This is a genomic window from Lentzea kristufekii (genome assembly GCF_033949925.1).
GTDB classification, from domain to species: Bacteria; Actinomycetota; Actinomycetes; order Mycobacteriales; family Pseudonocardiaceae; genus Lentzea; species Lentzea kristufekii.
In genome coordinates this window covers 468,356-485,896 of record NZ_JAXAVV010000003.1, presented here as the reverse complement: position 1 = coordinate 485,896, position 17,541 = coordinate 468,356, and the positions used below count along the sequence as shown (strand labels likewise).

General features: G+C 69.5%; 16 protein-coding genes. 4 read left to right on the top strand and 12 right to left on the bottom strand.

Annotated elements, in window-relative coordinates:
• The 6 genes from SK571_RS09225 to SK571_RS09200 form a co-directional block, all read right to left on the bottom strand.
• Positions 1-556: hypothetical protein (locus SK571_RS09225; RefSeq protein ID WP_319983582.1), on the bottom strand; the 556-nt coding region annotated here is incomplete at its 3' end.
• Between the two features lie 150 nt (positions 557-706).
• A complete protein-coding gene (gene serS, locus SK571_RS09220; RefSeq protein ID WP_319983581.1) occupies positions 707-1,960 on the bottom strand; it encodes a serine--tRNA ligase in 1,254 nt (417 codons plus the stop codon).
• Positions 1,961-2,004: 44 nt separating this feature from the next.
• Positions 2,005-4,980, bottom strand: coding sequence for an AfsR/SARP family transcriptional regulator (locus SK571_RS09215; RefSeq protein ID WP_319983600.1), 2,976 nt, complete (start codon positions 4,978-4,980; stop codon positions 2,005-2,007).
• Between the two features lie 187 nt (positions 4,981-5,167).
• Complete coding sequence (locus SK571_RS09210; protein ID WP_089907738.1) at positions 5,168-5,623, bottom strand: DUF350 domain-containing protein; 456 nt, start codon at positions 5,621-5,623, stop codon at positions 5,168-5,170.
• Positions 5,624-5,644: 21 nt separating this feature from the next.
• Entirely contained in the window at positions 5,645-6,808 is a 1,164-nt protein-coding gene (locus SK571_RS09205; RefSeq protein ID WP_319983580.1) for a glutathionylspermidine synthase family protein, read from the bottom strand.
• Between the two features lie 6 nt (positions 6,809-6,814).
• On the bottom strand, positions 6,815-7,486 hold the full coding sequence (locus tag SK571_RS09200) for a hypothetical protein (protein ID WP_319983579.1): 672 nt from the start codon (positions 7,484-7,486) through the stop codon (positions 6,815-6,817).
• Positions 7,487-7,693: 207 nt separating this feature from the next.
• Between SK571_RS09200 and SK571_RS09195 the strand changes: the two genes are divergently transcribed.
• Together SK571_RS09195 and SK571_RS09190 are read left to right on the top strand one after the other, a co-directional pair.
• Positions 7,694-8,698, top strand: coding sequence for a septum formation family protein (locus SK571_RS09195; protein ID WP_319983578.1), 1,005 nt, complete (start codon positions 7,694-7,696; stop codon positions 8,696-8,698).
• A complete protein-coding gene (locus tag SK571_RS09190; protein ID WP_319983577.1) occupies positions 8,695-9,045 on the top strand; it encodes a metallopeptidase family protein in 351 nt (116 codons plus the stop codon). Before SK571_RS09195 ends, SK571_RS09190 begins: the two co-directional genes overlap by 4 nt.
• 59 nt (positions 9,046-9,104) lie before the next feature.
• On the opposite strand, the gene SK571_RS09185 is transcribed toward SK571_RS09190, so the two are convergent.
• Positions 9,105-9,701, bottom strand: a complete 597-nt coding sequence (locus SK571_RS09185; RefSeq protein WP_319983576.1) for a histidine phosphatase family protein — start codon at positions 9,699-9,701, stop codon at positions 9,105-9,107.
• Positions 9,698-10,588, bottom strand: a complete 891-nt coding sequence (pheA, locus tag SK571_RS09180) for a prephenate dehydratase (protein WP_319983575.1) — start codon at positions 10,586-10,588, stop codon at positions 9,698-9,700. The genes SK571_RS09185 and pheA overlap by 4 nt, the downstream gene beginning before the upstream one ends.
• Before the next feature lie 146 nt (positions 10,589-10,734).
• Between pheA and SK571_RS09175 the strand changes: the two genes are divergently transcribed.
• Positions 10,735-11,253, top strand: a complete 519-nt coding sequence (locus SK571_RS09175; RefSeq protein WP_319983599.1) for a macro domain-containing protein — start codon at positions 10,735-10,737, stop codon at positions 11,251-11,253.
• A gap of 54 nt (positions 11,254-11,307) precedes the next feature.
• Here SK571_RS09175 and SK571_RS09170 read toward each other — a convergent pair whose 3' ends face one another.
• Positions 11,308-11,802 carry a GNAT family N-acetyltransferase gene (locus tag SK571_RS09170; protein ID WP_319983574.1) on the bottom strand — a complete coding sequence of 165 codons (495 nt, stop codon included), beginning with the start codon at positions 11,800-11,802 and terminating at the stop codon, positions 11,308-11,310.
• Positions 11,803-11,863: 61 nt separating this feature from the next.
• Here SK571_RS09170 and SK571_RS09165 point away from each other — a divergent pair, with 61 nt between their 5' ends.
• Positions 11,864-12,481 carry a response regulator transcription factor gene (locus SK571_RS09165; RefSeq protein WP_319983573.1) on the top strand — a complete coding sequence of 206 codons (618 nt, stop codon included), beginning with the start codon at positions 11,864-11,866 and terminating at the stop codon, positions 12,479-12,481.
• Here the strand turns inward: SK571_RS09165 and SK571_RS09160 are convergent.
• Genes SK571_RS09160 through cydB form a run of 3 tightly spaced genes read right to left on the bottom strand, consistent with a single transcriptional unit; the run spans position 12,459 to position 17,537 of the window.
• Positions 12,459-13,565: a GAF domain-containing sensor histidine kinase gene (locus SK571_RS09160; RefSeq protein WP_319983572.1), complete on the bottom strand. Its 1,107-nt coding sequence runs from the start codon at positions 13,563-13,565 to the stop codon at positions 12,459-12,461. The genes SK571_RS09165 and SK571_RS09160 overlap by 23 nt on opposite strands.
• 5 nt (positions 13,566-13,570) lie before the next feature.
• Positions 13,571-16,564, bottom strand: coding sequence for a thiol reductant ABC exporter subunit CydD (gene cydD / locus SK571_RS09155; protein ID WP_319983571.1), 2,994 nt, complete (start codon positions 16,562-16,564; stop codon positions 13,571-13,573).
• Position 16,565: 1 nt separating this feature from the next.
• Positions 16,566-17,537: a cytochrome d ubiquinol oxidase subunit II gene (gene cydB, locus SK571_RS09150; protein ID WP_319983570.1), complete on the bottom strand. Its 972-nt coding sequence runs from the start codon at positions 17,535-17,537 to the stop codon at positions 16,566-16,568.
• Positions 17,538-17,541: the final 4 nt, after the last annotated feature.

Below are 17,541 nucleotides of genomic sequence, written 5' to 3'. Positions count from 1 at the left end.
GCGGAGGAGGCGTGGGTGCCTCGATCACCTTGTGGTAGCGGCGCGGCTCGTAGGTGCTCGCGGTGCCCGCCGACCAAGTGCGTTCGACGGTCGGCGCACCGTTCGGCCCCGCCTGCTCGCGGACAACGGGCTGTGTTCGCGCCCCGTCGGCCCAGCGGACGAAGAGCGCGACGTGGCCGTCGTTGAGCAGGGCGTCGCCGGTGCGCAGGTCGGCGCGGTTGATCAGGGAAGAGAAGTTCCGCAGCGTCAGGGTGGTCTCGGACCGGCCGAGGCCCCAGATCAGGGACACGTACCCCGAGCAGTCGGTGCGGTAGCTGCCGTACTGGTTGGAGTGGCAGCCCGCCTGACTGTAGGGAACGCGGGCGTCGATCCACGGCTGCGATCTGACCATCATGTCAGCGCGGCTGACACCACCGGGAACGCCGATTTCCTGGCAGTAGAGCAGGATCTGGAAGTCGTCGTTGAGCGCTGCGGGAGCGGCCGCGAGCGCGGCCGGAGCGGTGAGCAGAACCACGGCTGCGGCTGAAAGCGCAGCGGCGACGGTGTTCCGGAGCATGTGAACCCCTTGATGTCGGGACTGTTTTCCCTTGCATCAAAAGGTTGTCGTTCACGTCTTCAAGCCGTCTCCAAGACGACTCCAACGATCGTTCCAGGTTCTACAGGTCCCTGGCCGTCGCGGTAGTGCGACGGCCAGGAGTCCCCGCCACTACTTCGGCTTGAGCACTTCCAGGCCGCCCATGAACGGCCGCATCGCCTTCGGGACCACCACGGAGCCGTCTGCCTGCTGGTGGTTCTCCAGGATGGCGACGATCCACCGGGTGGTCGCCAGCGTGCCGTTGAGCGTGGCGGCGATCTGCGACTTGCCGTTCTCGTCGCGGTAGCGGACGTTCAGGCGGCGGGCCTGGAACGTCGTGCAGTTCGACGTCGACGTCAGCTCGCGGTACTTCTGCTGCGTCGGCACCCAGGCCTCGCAGTCGAACTTGCGGTGCGCCGACGTGCCGAGGTCGCCCGTCGCCGTGTCGATGACGCGGTAGGGCACCTCGATCTTGGCGAGCATCTCCTCTTCCCAGCCCAGCAGCCGGGCGTGCTCCGCCTCGGCGTCCTCGGGCTTGACGTAGGAGAACATCTCGACCTTGTTGAACTGGTGCACGCGGATGATGCCGCGGGTGTCCTTGCCGTACGAGCCGGCCTCACGGCGGTAGCACGACGACCAGCCCGCGTAGCGGCGTTCGCCGTCGAGGATCTCGTCGGCGTGGTAGCCGGCGAGCGGCACCTCCGACGTGCCGACGAGGTACAGGTCGTCGGCGGGCAGGTGGTAGATCTCGCTCGAGTGCGCGCCCAGGAAGCCGGTGCCCGCCATGATCTCCGGCCGCACCAGCGTGGGCGTGATCATGAGCTCGAAACCGTTGGCCGTTGCCTGCGCCGCCGCCATGTTGAGCAGCGCGAGCTCCAGCTGCGCGCCGACGCCCCGGAGGAAGTAGAACCGCGAGCCGCCGACCTTGGCGCCGCGCTCCATGTCGATCGCGCCGAGCCTCGTGCCCAGGTCGAGGTGGTCGACCGGCTCGAAGTCGAACTCACGCGGCTCGCCGACGGTCTTGATGACGCGGAAGTCGTCCTCGCCGCCGACCGGTGCGTCCGGGTGCACCAGGTTCGGGATCTTGGCGAGGAGCTCGTTGACCTCGTCGGCGGTGGCGTGCTGCTCGGCCTCGGCGGCCTTGACCTCGGCGGCCAGGTCCTTCGCCTTGGTCAGCAGCGCGGCGCGCTCGTCGCCCTTGGCCTTGCCGACCTCCTTGCCGAGCACCTTCTGCTCGGCGCGCAGGGTGTCCGCGCGGGAGATGGCGGTCCGCCGGCGCTCGTCCGCGGACAGCAGGCTGTCGACGACGCCCTCGTCCTCGCCACGGGCACGCTGCGAAGCGCGCACTGTCTCCGGGTTCTCGCGCAACACCTTGAGGTCAATCACCCTCAACAGAGTAGTGGGCTGTCGCCAGCGCATATTGCCCGGCACTACGGCAGACGTGTCGACGACAGCCATTCGGCCGCGGTCATCCCCTCGAGTTCGACGGCCTCGCGAACACCGAGCGACCGGAAGAGCTCCAGTGCCGCTGTCCAGGTGCCGGCGTCCGAGGTGGCTGCGGCGAGGTCCCGCATCGTCCGTGCGCGCCAGAGCGGTGCGCCGAGCTCCGTCCACAGGTCCAGCGCTTCCGAGAGCAGTGCGGCGGCGTCAGGCCTGTCCAGGCTCAGGGACAGCTCTCCTCTCGTCCTCGTCATCAGGGCGAGGCCGAACCGGTCCCGTTGCCTGTCGCAGACCTCGGTGCACTCGGCCAGCAGATCGTCCAAGCCCTCGAACAACCCGGCTCGCAGCGAGGCCTTCACCAGCGACTGCACCGCGTACACGGCCCCGAGCTCGTCACCGGCCGCTCGCAGCAGTGCCTCGGCCTCCCGGCTCGACTCGACCGCCTCCAGGAACTTCCCCGACGCCCGGTGGCACAGGCTCAGGCCACGCAGAGCGAGTGCGGTACCTCGTTGGTCGTCGAGCTTCTGGTAGAGCGAGAGGCTGCGTTCGAGGGCGGCTTCCGCGGTGGCGAGATCTCCCAGGTCTCGGTCTATCGCCCCCAGGCCGTACGCGGCGGCGGCCACGATCTCGTCGTCACCCAGCCGCACGGCCCGGTTCAGCATCGACCGCGCGAGATCGAACGACGCGAGGTCGCGGTACACCGTGCCGAGTCCGACGAGCGCTACCGCCAACGTGGCGTCGTCGCCCACCAGTTCCGCACCGTCGGCCGCCTGCTGGAAGTTCGTCAGAGCCGCGTCGAAGTCGTCCTGCTCGTACCGCAGCTGCCCGAGCCCGGCCAGGACGACGGCCTCGGCCGCCGTGTTGCCCTGCGCACGCGTGGCACGGAGTGCGACGTCGTGTGTCCGCTGCCAGCCGTCGAACTCGTTGCGGGCCGAGAACGACGACGACAGCAGCGACGTGATCAACGTCGTCGTGATCTCGTCGACCCCGAGGTCGTGCGCGCGCTCGACCACCCGCACGACCGCACTCGTCTCGGAGTGCAGCCACCCCATGGGGTTCTCCTCGACCTCTTCGACTAGGCGCGGATCGACCTCCTCCTCCACACCGGGCCGGGGACGCAGGCCCAGCGTGACTCGTGGCAACCGCTTCGAACCCGCTTCGACGAGCGTCACCCACGTGGCGAGGAGCCTGCCGACCGCAGTGGTGACGCCGTCGTCGAGAGGCGCCTGCTCCGCGCCGAAGAGCTGCACCAGGTCGTGGAAGCGGTAACGCACACGTCCGATGTGGTCGACCCCCGCGACGTCGAGAAGCCTGAGCTCGACCAGGTGTTCCACGACGTCCTCGGCCTCGTCGAGGTCCACGAGGAGCAGCGGCGCGGCGACCCATGCGCCGAAGTCGGGCATGTCGAGCATCGCGAGGAGGTGGAACGCCGTGCGGTGCAGGTCGTCGAGGTCAGCGTGGTTCAACCGCAGGCTGGAGCGGATCGCGAGATCACCGACGGTGAGCTCGTCGAGTCTTCGCCGCTCGTCGGACAGGCGTTTCGCGAGCGTGCGCAGCGGCCAGTGAGGGCGGGCGAGCAGCTTGGCCGCCGCCGCGCGCAGGGCCAGCGGCACACCTCCGCACAGTTCGACGATGTGCCGGGCCGCCTCCGGCTCCGCCTGCACCCTCTGCTCGCCTGCGATGCGCCTGAGCATCTCCGCGCTGACCTCGGGCTCGAGGAGATCCAGCTCGACGGGGTCCGCGCCCTCCAGGCCGGTCAGGCGTGAGCGGCTCGTGATGATCACGAAGCAGTTCGGGTTGCCCGGCAACAACGACCGCACCTGTCTCTCGCTGCGGGCGTTGTCGAGGACGATCACCAGCTTGCGATCGGCGACCAGGCGCCGGTACAGCTCGACGCGTTCGTCGATCCCGTCCGGCTGGTCCTTGCCGAGCACACCGAGCAGGCCCAGGAACCGACCCACGACCTCGTGTGACTGCAGATCCCGCTCAGCGCCGCGGAGATCGGCGAAGAGCTGACCGTCCGGGTAGTCGCGGCGCAGCAGGTGAGCGGCGCGCACGGCGAGCGCGGACTTGCCGGCGCCGCCGAAGCCCGAGATGACGACGGTCGGGGTCGACGTCGTGTTCGCCGGCGCGTCGGCGACGGCCAGCACCTGCGCCAACGCGTCCTGACGTCCGGTGAAGTCGCTGATGTCCGGCGGAAGGTGGTGTGGCACGACGACGTTCCGCGCGGGTGCGGCGGCGATCGGCGGCATCTCGAGCGCCCCGGCCAGCAACTGCCGGTGCAACGTCTGGAGCTTCTCGCCCGGCTCGATCCCCAGTTCGTCGAGGAGGTAGGCCCGCGCCTCGCGGTACACGGTGAGCGCGTCGGCCTGCCGGCCCGCCCGGTACAACGCGCTCATCAGCAACAACCGCGTGTCCTCACGCGCCGGGTGGGAGTGCGCCAACGCGGACAGGCGACCGATCGCGTCCTCGAACCGGCCCTGGGCCAGCTCGCAGCGGCCGAGACCTTCCTGGGCGGACAGACGTGACTCCTCCAGGGCGAGGGCGTGGCCCCTGGCGAAGTTCGCCTCGATCCCGTGCAGCGCGGGGCCTCGCCAGAGCGCGAGTCCTCGCTCGTAGTGGCGGAACGCGGTCGCGGGATCGTCGTCCCGCTCGGCTTGCCGCGCAAGCGACACGTGCCGGGTGAACTCGTCGACGTCGCTGTACTCGACGTCGAGGAGGTAGCCCGGTGCTCGGGTGACCAGCGCCTGTCCGGCCACCCGCCGCAGGGATGACACGTAGGTGTGAACGAGAGCGGCTGCGCTCTGTGGCGGCGACTCGTCCCAGATCAGGTCGACGAGCCGGTCGGCAGTGACGACCTGCCTCAGCTGGAGCAACAACGCCACCAGCAACGTTCTGGGTTTGGGCCCTCCGAGGGCCACCTGTCTGTCGCCGTCCCACACCTCGACCGGCCCCAATGCGAGCACACGCAATGCATCCCCCCGAAGTCCACCCCTTCGAGTTAGGAGAATGCACCAGATGTGGACGCGTGGTCACGCTTCTCGTTCGCAAAAGGGGGCGGTTGGACAGGGTTGCTCCATTGGTGGCGGGCGCCCGCGAACGAAAGAGACCCGGCGCCGAACACGGCGCCGGGTCCCTCAACAGCCGAACGGCCTAGTAGATCGCGAACGCCACCACGAGGCCGAGAGCGACGTGCGCCGCCGCGACGACGACGGAGGCGGGCGCGAACCTGTCCGACTCGATGATCGAGCCGATGTCGAGCTTGGTCACCCACTCCAGCAGCCGCACGGCCGCGACCTGCACGATGATGCCGACGATGCCGTAGATCAGCGACGTGAGCAGGCCCTCGTCGAGCTTGCCGACCGCGCTCAGGATGGCGACGACGACGATGAACGCCATCGACACGAGGCCGGAGGCGGTGACGATCACGGCGTTCGGCGCGCCGTTGCGGACCAGGATCGACAGCTTGCCCGGCGTCGTCCAGTCGATCGCGTAGAAGCCGAACACCATGAGGACCAGACCGACGACGGCGTACAGCGCGATCGCGCCGATGCCCCGGCCGATGGCCGAGCCGAAGCCGGGGTCCAACGCGAGCGTCGTGTAGTCCATTACCTGTTCCCTTTCGGAGTCTTACTCAACAATTCGATGCGGCACGAACGCCGCGCCATCGTCGGTCACCAGACCGACCGTTTCCCGGATGCCGAGGCCCGCCGACGTGTCGCCGACGACCCAGGCACCCAACGCGGGGCGGTAGCCGTCGAACTCCGGAAGCGGATCGAACAGCTGGTACACGAAGCCTTCTTTGCCGTACACGCCACCGGTCTGCGTCTCGTAGCCCGGGGCGACGATCTGGATGTTCGACCCCTCGCGGCCGAGCAGCGGCTTGCGCACGTACTCGGTGAGCATGCCGGGATCGTTCAGGTAGGCGGGGAGCAGGTTGGGGTGGCCCGGGTACATCTCCCACAGGATCGCGAGCAGCGCCTTGTTGGAGAGCAGCATCTTCCACAGCGGCTCGACCCACAGCGTGCCGGGCAGCGACTCGACGGCGTGGCGGCCGAACTGCTCCTCGACCACCCATTCCCACGGGTAGAGCTTGAAGACCGTGCCCATCGGTGACTCTTCGAGGTCGACGAACCGGTTGAGCAGCGTGTCCCAGCCGACCTCCTCGATCGCGAGGCCCACGGTGTTCAGGCCCGCTTCGGCGGCGGTCTCCTGCAGGCAGGCGATCGTGAGATGGTCCTCGCCGGACGGGTCGGCGCCCGACCAGGTGAAGTGCAGTTCGCTGGAGGGCAGCTTGGTGCCGATCTCCGTCCACCGCTCGACCAGGCGCTCGTGCAGCGAGTTCCACTGGTCGCCGTCCGGGAAGACGTCTTCCTTCCAGTACCACTGGACGTACGCGGCCTCCAGCAGCGACGTGGGGGTGTCGGCGTTGTACTCGAGCAGCTTCGCGGGGCCCGAGCCGTCGTAGCGCAGGTCGAAGCGCCCGTAGACGTGCGGGTCGCGGCGGCGCCACGACTCGGCGATGTGCGGCCACACCCATTCGGGGATGCCGAAGTCGCGGTACCGCTCGGTGAGCACCACGTTGTCGACCGCGTCGAGGCACATGGAGTGGAGAAGTTCGACGTCGGCTTCGAGCGAGAGGACCTCGCTCATCTCGAACACGTAGTGCACCGACTCGTCCCAGTACGGACGGTCAGCGCCGTTCGCGTACCTCGCGGGTGAGCCGAACACCAACCCCTGGTCCGAGACCGTCCGCTGCCAGTTCGGCCGCGGCTGGGAGGTTTCACGACGCAAGTGTGCTCAGCCTCCGGTGCTCTTCGAACCGCTGCTGACGCCGAAGCCGCCGCGCTGGACGGACGTGCCCGACTTCGTCGTGACGTTCGCGCCCTTGGGGATCGTGTAGCTGCCGCCGACGGCCTTCTGGCCGACGGCGCCCGTGCCGCCGTAGTTGTAGCGGTACGAGGTGCCACCGATGTAGATGAAGCCACCGCTGCTGTACCCACCGTGACTGCGGTAGTACGACTCGTCGCAGTAGTCGTCGTCGACGATCACGTTGTTCGAGTCGGTGCACTGCGCGGTGACGTTCTTCGGGCTGGCGGCCGCGTACCAGATCGCGACCAGCGCGACCACGCCGACGGTGACGCCACCGCCGATGAGAAGGCGTTTGCGCGTCTTGCGCTTCTTCTCGAACGCGGCGGACTCGGCGGCGAACCGCTCCTGCTGCGCCTTCAGCGCGGCGGCACGAGCGCGTTGCTCGGCGACCGTGGCCTGGCGAGGCTTGGTCACGCCGGCCTGCTGCTGGCGCACCTTGCCCTTGGCGGGCGGCTGGTTCGGGCCGGCCTGCTGCGGCGCAGGCCGGTACGGCGGCAGCTGCTGTGGCTGGCCGGGCTGTTGCGGCTGGCCGGGCTGTCCCGACGGCGACCCAGGCTGGGGCGTCGGCTGGCCAGGTCCTGGCAGGTTGTTGTCAGTCATCACCACTCCCGCGGGCAAGGTACCTAGCGAGACAGCTGAAACATGGCCAATTCAGTGACGAGTGTCCTAATAGCAACACTCGACCCAACCCGGCGCACAGCCGTCTCACACGGCACGGGCATCATGGATGAGATGTCTCCGAGCGCCGGTTGGTTGAGTCGATCCGGTCACATCCGCGAAACGCGGATCGTGATGGCCGGTGCTTTCGTGGGCGCCTTCGGCTTGTTGATGTTGTCCGCGTTCACGTCTGTGCTGGCAGGAGGCCCGCTCAGCACCAAACGCGAGCTCGTCAACGCCGCGTACCAGGCCGTCGTCGGCGAGTGCCTGAACTGGGAGAAGGCCGACCTGTCCGACGCGCAGAAGGTCGACTGCTCGGCCGCGCACAAGTTCGAGGTCACCGGCACGGCCGACATCTCCGCCGCGTACCCGAAGGAAGCGCCGTTCCCGAACGCCGAGGCCTGGGAGAAGATCGCGCAGGACAACTGCGCCCAGGCGTCGACCACCTACATGGGCGGCAAGCTCGACCCGAAGGGCAAGTACGGCGTCAGCACCCTGAACCCGGACGAAGGCCGCTGGTCGAGCGGGTATCGCCAGCTCAGGTGCGGCCTGCAGGTCACCGCCCCGTCCGGCGCCGCCCTGCCGTCGTTCGGTAGCGCGAAGACCCAGGACCAGTCCGCCGTCTACGACCCCGGCGTCTGCGTCGCCCTGGCCGAGAACAACACGGTGGGTGACCCGATCGACTGCGCCAAGCCGCACGCGTTCGAGATCGTCGGCGTCGTGCAGCACCCCGAGGGCCCGTTCGTCGCGCTCGAGGCGCAGGACTCCGCGATGTCCGAGAAGTGCGCGGCCATCGCCGCCGAGTACACCGGCGGCGCCGACCTGAAGGCCAAGAACCTGCTGGTCACCTGGGACACGCGCGCCGAGGAGAGCTGGGCCGTCGGCTCCCGCAAGGCCAACTGCAAGATCGGCGCGGTCCCCCAGGGCAACAACCTCGTGGCGTGGGAGGGCAGCGTCCGCAACCCCAACGGCGCGCCGCTGACCACCGCGAACCCGCCGCAGACGACCTCGGTCAGGCCCCAGGACGAGCCCACCGGCGCCCCGCTGCACTCCGAATCGGGCAAGCCGCCGTCGGAGTCCGGCAAGCCCTCGGACTCCGGCAAGCCCGACAAGCCCTCCTCCAGCCCGCCCCCGTCGAGCACCGAGAACCGATGACCGTCGAGATGACCAGGGCTCGTTTCGACGAGCTGGTCGAAGAGGCCCTGGACCTGGTCCCGCCGGACTTCATGCACGCCATGAACAACGTCGTGGTGCTGGTCGAGGACCGCAACCCCGAGGAGCCCTCGCTGCTCGGGCTCTACCAGGGCATCGCGCTGACCGAGCGCAACTCCGACTACGGCGGCACGCTGCCCGACCACATCTTCATCTACCGCGAGGCGATCCTCGACATCTGCGACACCGAGGAGGACGTGGTCGAGGAGGTCATCATCACCGTGGTGCACGAGATCGCGCACCACTTCGGGGTGGACGACGCCAAGCTGCACGAGCTCGGCTGGGGCTGAGCGGCCTCCCCCGCAAGGGGGATCTGGGTCAGGACTGGTCGATCGCCCGACGGGTTCTCCTAGGAGATCTCCACGCCCGCCCAGGACCGGCACGCCCAGCCGTCGCCCTCGGACTCCAGCACCACGACCCCGGTGTTCGGCAGCAGGTTCTCGGCCAGCTCCACCGGCACGTTCGACGCGAGAGCCAGCGCGCCCATCCGACCGGCGCCTCCGTGCGTCACGACCATGACGGTGCCGTTGGCCCTGATGGTCGAGATGGCGCCGAGGAACCGGTCCAGCACCTGCTGACCGGTCTCGCCGCCGCCGGGGAACGCCACGTCCAGGGCGCCTTCGGCCCACGCGATGACGGTGTCGAGGTAGGCCTTGTAGGCCTCGGTGTCGTTGCGGCCTTCGAGCGAGCCGACCTGGATCTCCTCGATGCCCTCCAGGATCTGGACGGGCAGGCCGAAGCGTTCGGCGGTCGGGGCTGCGGTCTGCTGGGCGCGCAGGCCGATGCTCGCGTAGACGGCGGTGATGTTCTCGCCCGCGAGGGTGTCTGCCAGTTCGCGGGCCTGCTTCAGGCCCAGTTCGGTGAGCGGGGGGCCCGGCATGGCCGTGTCCAGCTTGCGCTCGATGTTCGACGCCGTCTCACCGTGCCTGACCAGCAGCAACCTCACCCGCGCTCGCCCTTTCTGACAGCATCGACCCAGGAGGCGGCTGCGGCGAACTCGGCGTTGTGAGCCTCGACGGGCTCGTGGTCGGCCTTCGGGAAGGACCCGAGGAACCGGATTTCACGCGAGTGTCGGTGCAGCGCGGCCAGCGCGTCACCGATCCTCGGCTCTGCGATGTGCCCCTCGACGTCGATGTAGAAGCGGTACGTCCCCAGTTTGCCCTTCTGGGGGCGCGATTCGAGGCCTGTGAGATTGATGCCACGCAACGCCAGCTCGGTGAGCAGTTCGGACAGCACGCCGACGCGGTTCGGGGTGGTCACGACGACGCTCGTGCGGTCTGCGCCGGTCGGCTCAGGCAGCTGACCCGGACGGCGCAGCAGCAGGAACCTCGTGCGCGCGTCGGCCACGTCCAGGACGTCGGTGGCGTACTCGTCCAGCTCGTAGTGGTTGACGGCGACGGGGGCCGAGACGGCCGCGTCGAACTCGCCGCGCTCGACGGCGGCGGCGGCGGCCGCGGTCGACGACGTGGCGATGGAGGTGGCGCCGGGCAGCGTGGCGGCGATCCACTCGCGGACCTGGGCCAGTGCGTGCGGGTGCGAGGCGACGGTGCGGATCTCGGTGGTCCCCGGCCGGACCAGCACGCTGAACTTGACGTCCAGCACCGTCTCGGCCACGGCGACGACCGGCTCGTCGCGCACGAGGACGTCGAGCGTCACCGGCACGGCGCCCTCGACGGAGTTCTCGATCGGCACGCACGCGAAGTCGGCGGAACCGTCGCGCACGGCGGCGACGGCGAGCGGAATCGTCTCGAACGGAACGAGTTCACCCTCGAACCGCGAGGCGGCCTGCTCGGTGAACGTCCCCTGTGGTCCGAAGTACGCAATGCGAGGCACCGAGTCAGCGTAGTGCGGGCGGGGAGGCGCGAATCACGCCTGTGTCGGGGGCCAATCCTGGGTTCCGCCGGGACCGTTCGAACTGGAATGCTTGGGGCGTGCCCGCTCTAGCGCCAGAACTCGTGTTGTGCGCGGTCGACGAACCGATGGCGAACGCCTGGCTCGCCGTCGCGGACGGCCGCGACGGGGTGCGGGTGCACCGCGGGTCCGTTCTGGACATCCACGCGCAGGCCATCGTCAGTCCGGCGAACTCGCAGGGCTGGATGCGCGGTGGCATCGACGCCGTCTACGCCACGGCCTTCCCCCAGGTCGAGAACAACGTCCGCAGCACCGTTCTGGCGCTGCACGGCGGTGAGCTCCCGGTGGGCGAGGCGCAGATCGTGGCGACCGGCGAGACCGAGCCGGCTTGGCTCATCAGCGCTCCGACGATGCGCCGGCCCGGCGAACGGCTGCCGGTCGACACCGTCCACCCGTACCTCGCCGCACGGGCCGTGCTGATGCTCTGGCTCACCGGTCGGCTGGAGGACGGCACGCTGGTGCGCGACGCCGTCCACACCATCGCGATGCCGGGACTCGGCACCGGGGTGGGAGGCGTCGCACCGTCCACGTGCGCCCATCAGGTCGCCGCCGCGTGGGACGAGGCGTTCAACCCGTTACACGTCTAGCTGTGCACACCCCTTGTGCACAACCCTGTGGACAAAGTTGTGGATGCTTGTGGACTACTGCCGTGGCGCGACCCATCGTTCCAGGTCGAGCTCGTCTGTGATGGGGATGCCGAACTCCCCGACCGCAGGGATCTCGGGCTTGAGCTTGCGCGCTTCACGCACCGCGTCCGGTCTCAACGCCACCAGCTTGAAGCCACGGCGCTGGTAGAAGCGGATCGCGTCGAGGTTGTCGTTGGTGGTCGTCAGGCGCACCCGGTTGCATCCGAGCGCGCGCGCCTGACGGACCGTGGCGTCGACCAGCGCGGTGCCGACGCCACGGCCTCGCCGAAGTGCGTCGATCGTGACGATCTCCAGCTGGTGGTTCGCCACCGCGTAGGTCAGCAGACCCAGCACCTGGCCCTGCTTCTCCACGAGGAAGCCCGGCAGACTCGCCGGGAAGAACACCTCTCCGTGCGCGACGGAGGTGTGCGCTCCCCATAGCTCGAGAACCAGTCGGGCGACAACTATGCGATCTGCTTCCTCGACCGGTCGTACCGAGCCTTCTGCCATGACAAGAACTGTGCCAATTCGAGTCACACTCAGGAACAGCCATTCGACGTACGGTGGATTCGTGCCAGTGCGCGTTCTGTTGGTTGATGATCACGAAATTGTGCGCAGAGGACTGCGCGAGATGCTCGACGACGAGGTGGACATCTCGGTCGTCGCCGAGGCCGGTTCCGTCGACGAGGCGGTGACGCGGGCTCGGAAGACCCCCGCCGACGTGGCGGTGGTCGACGTCCAGTTGCCGGACGGCAGCGGCGTCGACCTGTGCCGGTCGTTGCGGGACCTTGGCATTCGTTGCCTCGTGCTGACCGCATTCGACGACGAAGAAGCGCTCGTCGGCGCGATCATGGCCGGGGCTTCGGGGTATCTGCTCAAGCAGGTTCGGGGTCAGGACGTCGTCACGGCCGTGCGCGAGGTCGCAGCTGGACGGTCCCTTCTGGATCCCGCGACCACAAGCCGTGTACTCGAACGGATGCGCAATCCGGCCCCGGTCGGCCTCACCGACCAGGAACAGCGCGTGCTCGACCTCATCGGCGAGGGCCTCACCAACCGCCAAATCGGTGAACGGCTCTTCCTCGCGGAGAAGACCGTGAAGAACTACGTGACGTCCGTGCTCTCCAAACTCGGCATGGAACGGCGGACGCAGGCCGCCGCGTGGGTGGCTAAACGGGGACGGACCAGGTGAGCGTCGTCCCGTTCGGCGAACTCACCACGCGGAAATCCCCGCTCGCGGACTTCGCCCGTTCGGCGAGGTGCCGCAGCCCGCGCTGAGTCACGCCGGACGGGATGCCGCACCCGTTGTCGGCGACGCGCAGCAGCAGGTGCTTCTCATCGCGCCGTACGTCGATCTGGACGTTCGTCGCACCTGAGTGCCGCACGACGTTCGACAACGCTTCACGCAACGCCGCCCGCGCGTCGTCGGCGTGCTTGCGCGGCACGTTCGCCAGGTCGCCGGCCACGTGCAGGCGCGGCGCGAACCCGAGCAGCTCGCCGGCCGTGCGGACCTCGGCCTTGATCGAGTCGTGCAGGTCGGCGGAGTCGGCCGGGTCGGTGTTGCGCAGCTTGCGGACGGTCGCGCGGACCTCGGCGATCGTCTCGTCGACCAGGTCGACGGCCTCGTTGATCCGGGCGCGCTGCGAGTTGTCGAGCTTCTTGCCCAGGCGTCGTTCGAGCAGGCTGAGCTGCACGCCGGCGCCGTAGAGCCGCTGGATGATCACGTCGTGCAGGTCGCGGGCGATGCGTTCGCGCTCCTCGTAGACCGCGACGCGCTGCCGTGCCGTGAAGCCCTCGGACAGCACGACCGCGAGGCCCGCCTGGGCCGCGAACGCCGTCAGCACGTCCACCGTCTCCTGCGTGAACGGCGGTTTGTCCCTGCGGCGGTAGACCGCCAGGGCTCCGATCTTGCGGTCCGAGGTGCCGAACGGCGCCACCGCGAACGGGCCGTAGACGCGCAACGGCTGTGGCACGTACGGGGCCGTGCGCGGGTCGTTCGTGACGTCGTCGGCCATCACCGGGACGCCCGTGCGCGCGGCCTTGGCGGCGGCACTGCGCGGGCTCAGCGTCGCGACGATCGGCTCGCCGCTGGAGGCCTCCACCGTCAACGTGCCGTCGTCGTCCTCCGTGGCGAGCATGGCGAGGCCGAGGTCGGCGTCTGCGATCTCCGCGGCTGCCTCCACCACGAGCCGCAGCACGCTCTCCGGGTCTTCCAGCGCCGCCGAGGTGATCTCGGTGGACGCGACGAGCACGCGCCGCGCCAGAGAGGGGTCCATGGCTCTCAACGGTATGCGGGTGTGCCGAGGTCCAGCACCAGGTCCGCCCTCGCCGCCTCGTCCGGGCGGTGCGTGATGTGCAGGATCGTCCTGCCGTCCTGCCTGAGCTGCTCCAGGAGCTTGCGCGCGGTCGGCTCGTCCAGGTGCGCGGTGGGCTCGTCGAGCAGCACCACGTCGGCGTCGTGCAGCAACGCCCGCGCCAGCGCCAGCCGTTGCGCCTCACCGCCCGACACCTGGTCAGGCCTGATCATCGTGTCGAGCCGGTCCGCCCACTCCGGCAGGCACACCTTGTGCAGGGCCTCCCGCAGCGCCTCGTCGTCGTGCTGGCCCGACATCCGCAGGTTCTCCCTCACGGTCGTGCTGACCAGCATCGGCTCCTGCGGGCACCAGGTGGCGCGCGGCAGTTCGACGATTCCCCGCTCCGGCTGGAGGAAGCCCAGGAGCAGCGCGAACAGCGTCGACTTGCCGCTGCCCGACGGTCCCACGATCGCGACGTGCGTGCCGGGTTCGATGTCGAGGTGGAGGTCCCGCAGGGTCGGTTCGGTCGCGCCGGGCCAGCGGACGTCGACGTTCTCCAGCCTGATCCGCTTGCCGCGCGGCTGTTCGGGACGTTCCGGAGCGTCGAACTGCAGCCGCGCGCCGGCCTCCCGCAACGCCCTGCGCTGCTGGGCGGCGAGCGGCAACGCGGCCAGCGGTTCGGCGAGCGCGAGCGGCACCAGACCCAGCACCGGGTTGCCGGTCGTGGCGCAGATCAGGGCAGCCGCACCGGTCGCGAGCAGGACGATCGCCGTGGCCGCGCCCGTGCCAAACGCTTGCCGGCGGGTCTGGCCCGCGAGCTCGACGTCCTCGGCGTGCAGTTGGGCCAGCAGGCGGTGGTGGGCGTCGTGAGCGATGAGGTCCGGTGCGGCGGCGAGGGCGTTGATCGTGTCGCGGGCGACCTTGCGGCGGCCCCTGGCGAGCTTCGTGCTGGCCCGCCGCTCGGTCCACACTGCGACGGCGGGTGCCGCCAGGCCTGCGACGAGCAGCAGACCGCCCAACGTCAGCGCGGCGCCGAGGTCGATGAACGCGAACAGGATCGTGGTCGCGATGCCCGCGCCGATGGCCACGATCGGCGGCACCAGCACGCGCGGCACCAGGTCGCGAACCGTGTCGGTGTCCTCCACGAGCCGTTGCAGTCCGTCGCGCCGTTGGGTCCGCACGAGCCGCAACCACAGCTCGGCGCGGAGCCCGTTCGCGAGACGGAACGTCTCGTCGTGGGTGACCAGACGCTCGATGTAGCGGAGCACGCCCTTGCTCAGCGCGAACGTCCGCACACCCACGACCAGCACCGACAGCGTCAGGATCGGCGGCATCTCGGCGGCACGGGCGATCAGGTGGGCCGCCAGGGCGGTCAACGCAATGCCGGCGACGGCCGCGAGGATGCCCAGCCCTGCGCCCTTCCACGGGATCGGCAGGCGCTTCGGTCGTTCGGCCTGCGTCTCCTCGGTGACGACCCTGGCGAACGTCTCGTCCTCGGTCGTCTCCTTGTCGCGGTGCGAGGCGAGGACGACCGCGGCCGTGGCGCTGGCTCGCTTGATCGCTTTGTCGACTTTGCGACTTGTCACCGGGTCGAGGTGCGCGGTCGGTTCGTCGAGAAGTAGCACCGTCGCGCCGTGACGAACCCTCAGCAGGGCGCGCGCGACTGCGACGCGTTGGCGTTCACCGGTCGACAGGTCGGTGATCTGACGATCGAGCAGATGCACGGCCACGACCTCGTCCGCGACCTGCTCGACGTCCTCGGCGCCGGGAACCGTGAGCTCCAGCTCGGCGCGGGGCGTGGCGGCGGCGAACGCGGGCTTCTGCGGTACGTACGCGATGTCCCCGGCCACGAACGCGGTGCCGTCCGTCGGCTCCACGAAGCCCAGCAGCGCCTGGAACGTCGTCGACTTGCCGGCACCGCTCGCGCCTTCGAGCCGATGGATCTCCCCCTGCCTGACGTCGAAGCTGACGCCGTCGGGAGCGAAGCCACCGCGCCGGAGCACACGCAGGTTGTCGACGTGGACCGAGCCACCGGGCAGCCTCGGCCGGGCCTTGTCCTCGTGCTCGACCACCTCGGCGACGCGGCGGACCGCTTCCAGGCCGTCCTCGCTGGCGTGGTGGGCAGCACCGGCGGCGCGCAACGGCAGGTAGCACTCGGGCGCCAGGATCAGCACGACCAGCGCGGTCATCAGCGTCATGTCGCCGTGCACGAGCCGGATGCCGACGCCGACCGCGATCAACGCGACCGACAGCGACGCGGCGATCTCCAGCACCAACGCGCTCAGGAACGCGATCCTGAGCGTGCCCATCGTGGCCTTGCGGTGCTGTTCGCCGATCTGCCTGACCGCGCCGGCCTGCTGCTCGGCGCGGCCGAAGACGGTCAGGACCGGGAGGGCGCGGAGCAGTTCGAGGAGCTGGGCGCTCAGCAGTTCCGTGACGTCAGCGGCCTTGCGGACGCGCTTCTCGGTGTACCAGCCGATCAACGCGGCGAAGACCGGGATCAGCGGCACGGTGACCGCGATCAGCACGGCCGACGGCCAGTCGGTGAACAGGATCCACGCACCGGCCAGCGGCGGCACGATCACGGCCGTGACCAGCGCGGGCAGGTAGCGGGTGAAGTAGGCGTCGAGCGCGTCGAGGCCCTTGGTCGCGAGCACCGACAGCTCGGCCGTGCCGCGGTCGGCGATCCAGCCGGGACCGCGTTCGAACGACTTGGCCAGCAGCTGGGTCCGCAGTTCCTCCTTCGCGCCGGCGGCGGCACGGGCGGCGGCGCTTTCCGTCGCCCACGACAGACCGGCCCGCGCCAGGATCGCCACGGCCAGCAGCGGAAGGCCTTCGCGGGTCGTGATCACCGACGCGAGCGCGACGGCCTGGGCGACGAGCGCCAGGGCGTTGAGGAACGCCAGCGCGCCCACCCCGACGAGGGCGCGCCTTGCGTTCCTGGAGAGCTGGGGCAGTGCTCCCAGCGGGCCTCGTTTCATGTCAGTGCGCTGCCGGGATGTGCTTGACGCCGATGCGCTTGCGGAACACCCAGTAGGTCCAGCCCTGGTAGACGAGCACCGCGGGCGTGCCGAAAGCGGCGACCCAGGTGATCACCTGCAGCGTGTACGGGCTCGACGCGGTGTTGGCGACCGTGAGCGACCACGCGTCGTTGAGCGTCGACGGCAGGACGTTCGGGTAGAGCGAGCCGAACAGGATCGCGACGCTCGCCGCGATCGCGAGGCCCATCAACGCGAACGACTGGCCTTCGCGGTTCGCGAGCAGCCGCCACATCGCGGCGGCGAGGATCAGCGCGACCACGCCCGCCCAGAGTCCGGCGACGATTGCGAGCAGCGCGACCAGCGGCAGCAGTGCGACGGGCGCGAGCACTGCCGCGACGCGGCGAGCCCGTTCGCGGATCTCGCCCTCGGTCTTGAGTGCCGTGAACACCGCGCCGTGCACCAGCGCGTAGCCCGCGAAGGCGAGCGCGCCAACGATCGTCTCGAGCCGGATGGCCGCGAAGGGCGAGCCCACGCGGTCACCGTTCGCGTCGATCGGCAGGCCCAGCACCGTCGTCGAGATCAGCAGGCCTACGCAGAGCGTGGCGATCCACGAGCCGGCGACGATCGTGAAGTCCCAGGCCTTGCGCCAGCGCGGGTTGTCGACCTTGCCGCGGTAGTCGAACGCCACTCCACGGCCGATCAACGCGATGAGGAACAAAGTGAGCGGCAGGTACGCGGCGCTCAGCAGCGCCGCATACCAGCCGGGGAAGGCCGCGAACGTGGCACCGATCGCGACGATGAGCCACACCTCGTTGCCGTCCCAGACCGGCCCGATGGTGTTGATCATGACCCGGCGTTCGGTGTTGTCGCGGCCCAGGACGGGCAGCAGCATGCCGACGCCGAAGTCGAAACCTTCGAGGAACAGATAGCCGAGCCACAGCACGGCGATCAGCACGAACCAGAGCGTTTCCACGTCG

Excerpts from the sequence above, each read along its gene's own strand:
- SK571_RS09170 (WP_319983574.1), bottom strand. The coding sequence starts at position 11,802 with ATGGCAGAAGGCTCGGTACGACCGGTCGAGGAAGCAGATCGCATAGTT.
- SK571_RS09175 (WP_319983599.1), top strand. The coding sequence starts at position 10,735 with ATGGCGAACGCCTGGCTCGCCGTCGCGGACGGCCGCGACGGGGTGCGG.
- SK571_RS09200 (WP_319983579.1), bottom strand. The coding sequence starts at position 7,486 with ATGACTGACAACAACCTGCCAGGACCTGGCCAGCCGACGCCCCAGCCT.
- SK571_RS09210 (WP_089907738.1), bottom strand. The coding sequence starts at position 5,623 with ATGGACTACACGACGCTCGCGTTGGACCCCGGCTTCGGCTCGGCCATC.
- SK571_RS09190 (WP_319983577.1), top strand. The coding sequence starts at position 8,695 with ATGACCGTCGAGATGACCAGGGCTCGTTTCGACGAGCTGGTCGAAGAG.
- cydD (WP_319983571.1), bottom strand. The coding sequence starts at position 16,564 with ATGAAACGAGGCCCGCTGGGAGCACTGCCCCAGCTCTCCAGGAACGCA.
- SK571_RS09160 (WP_319983572.1), bottom strand. The coding sequence starts at position 13,565 with ATGGACCCCTCTCTGGCGCGGCGCGTGCTCGTCGCGTCCACCGAGATC.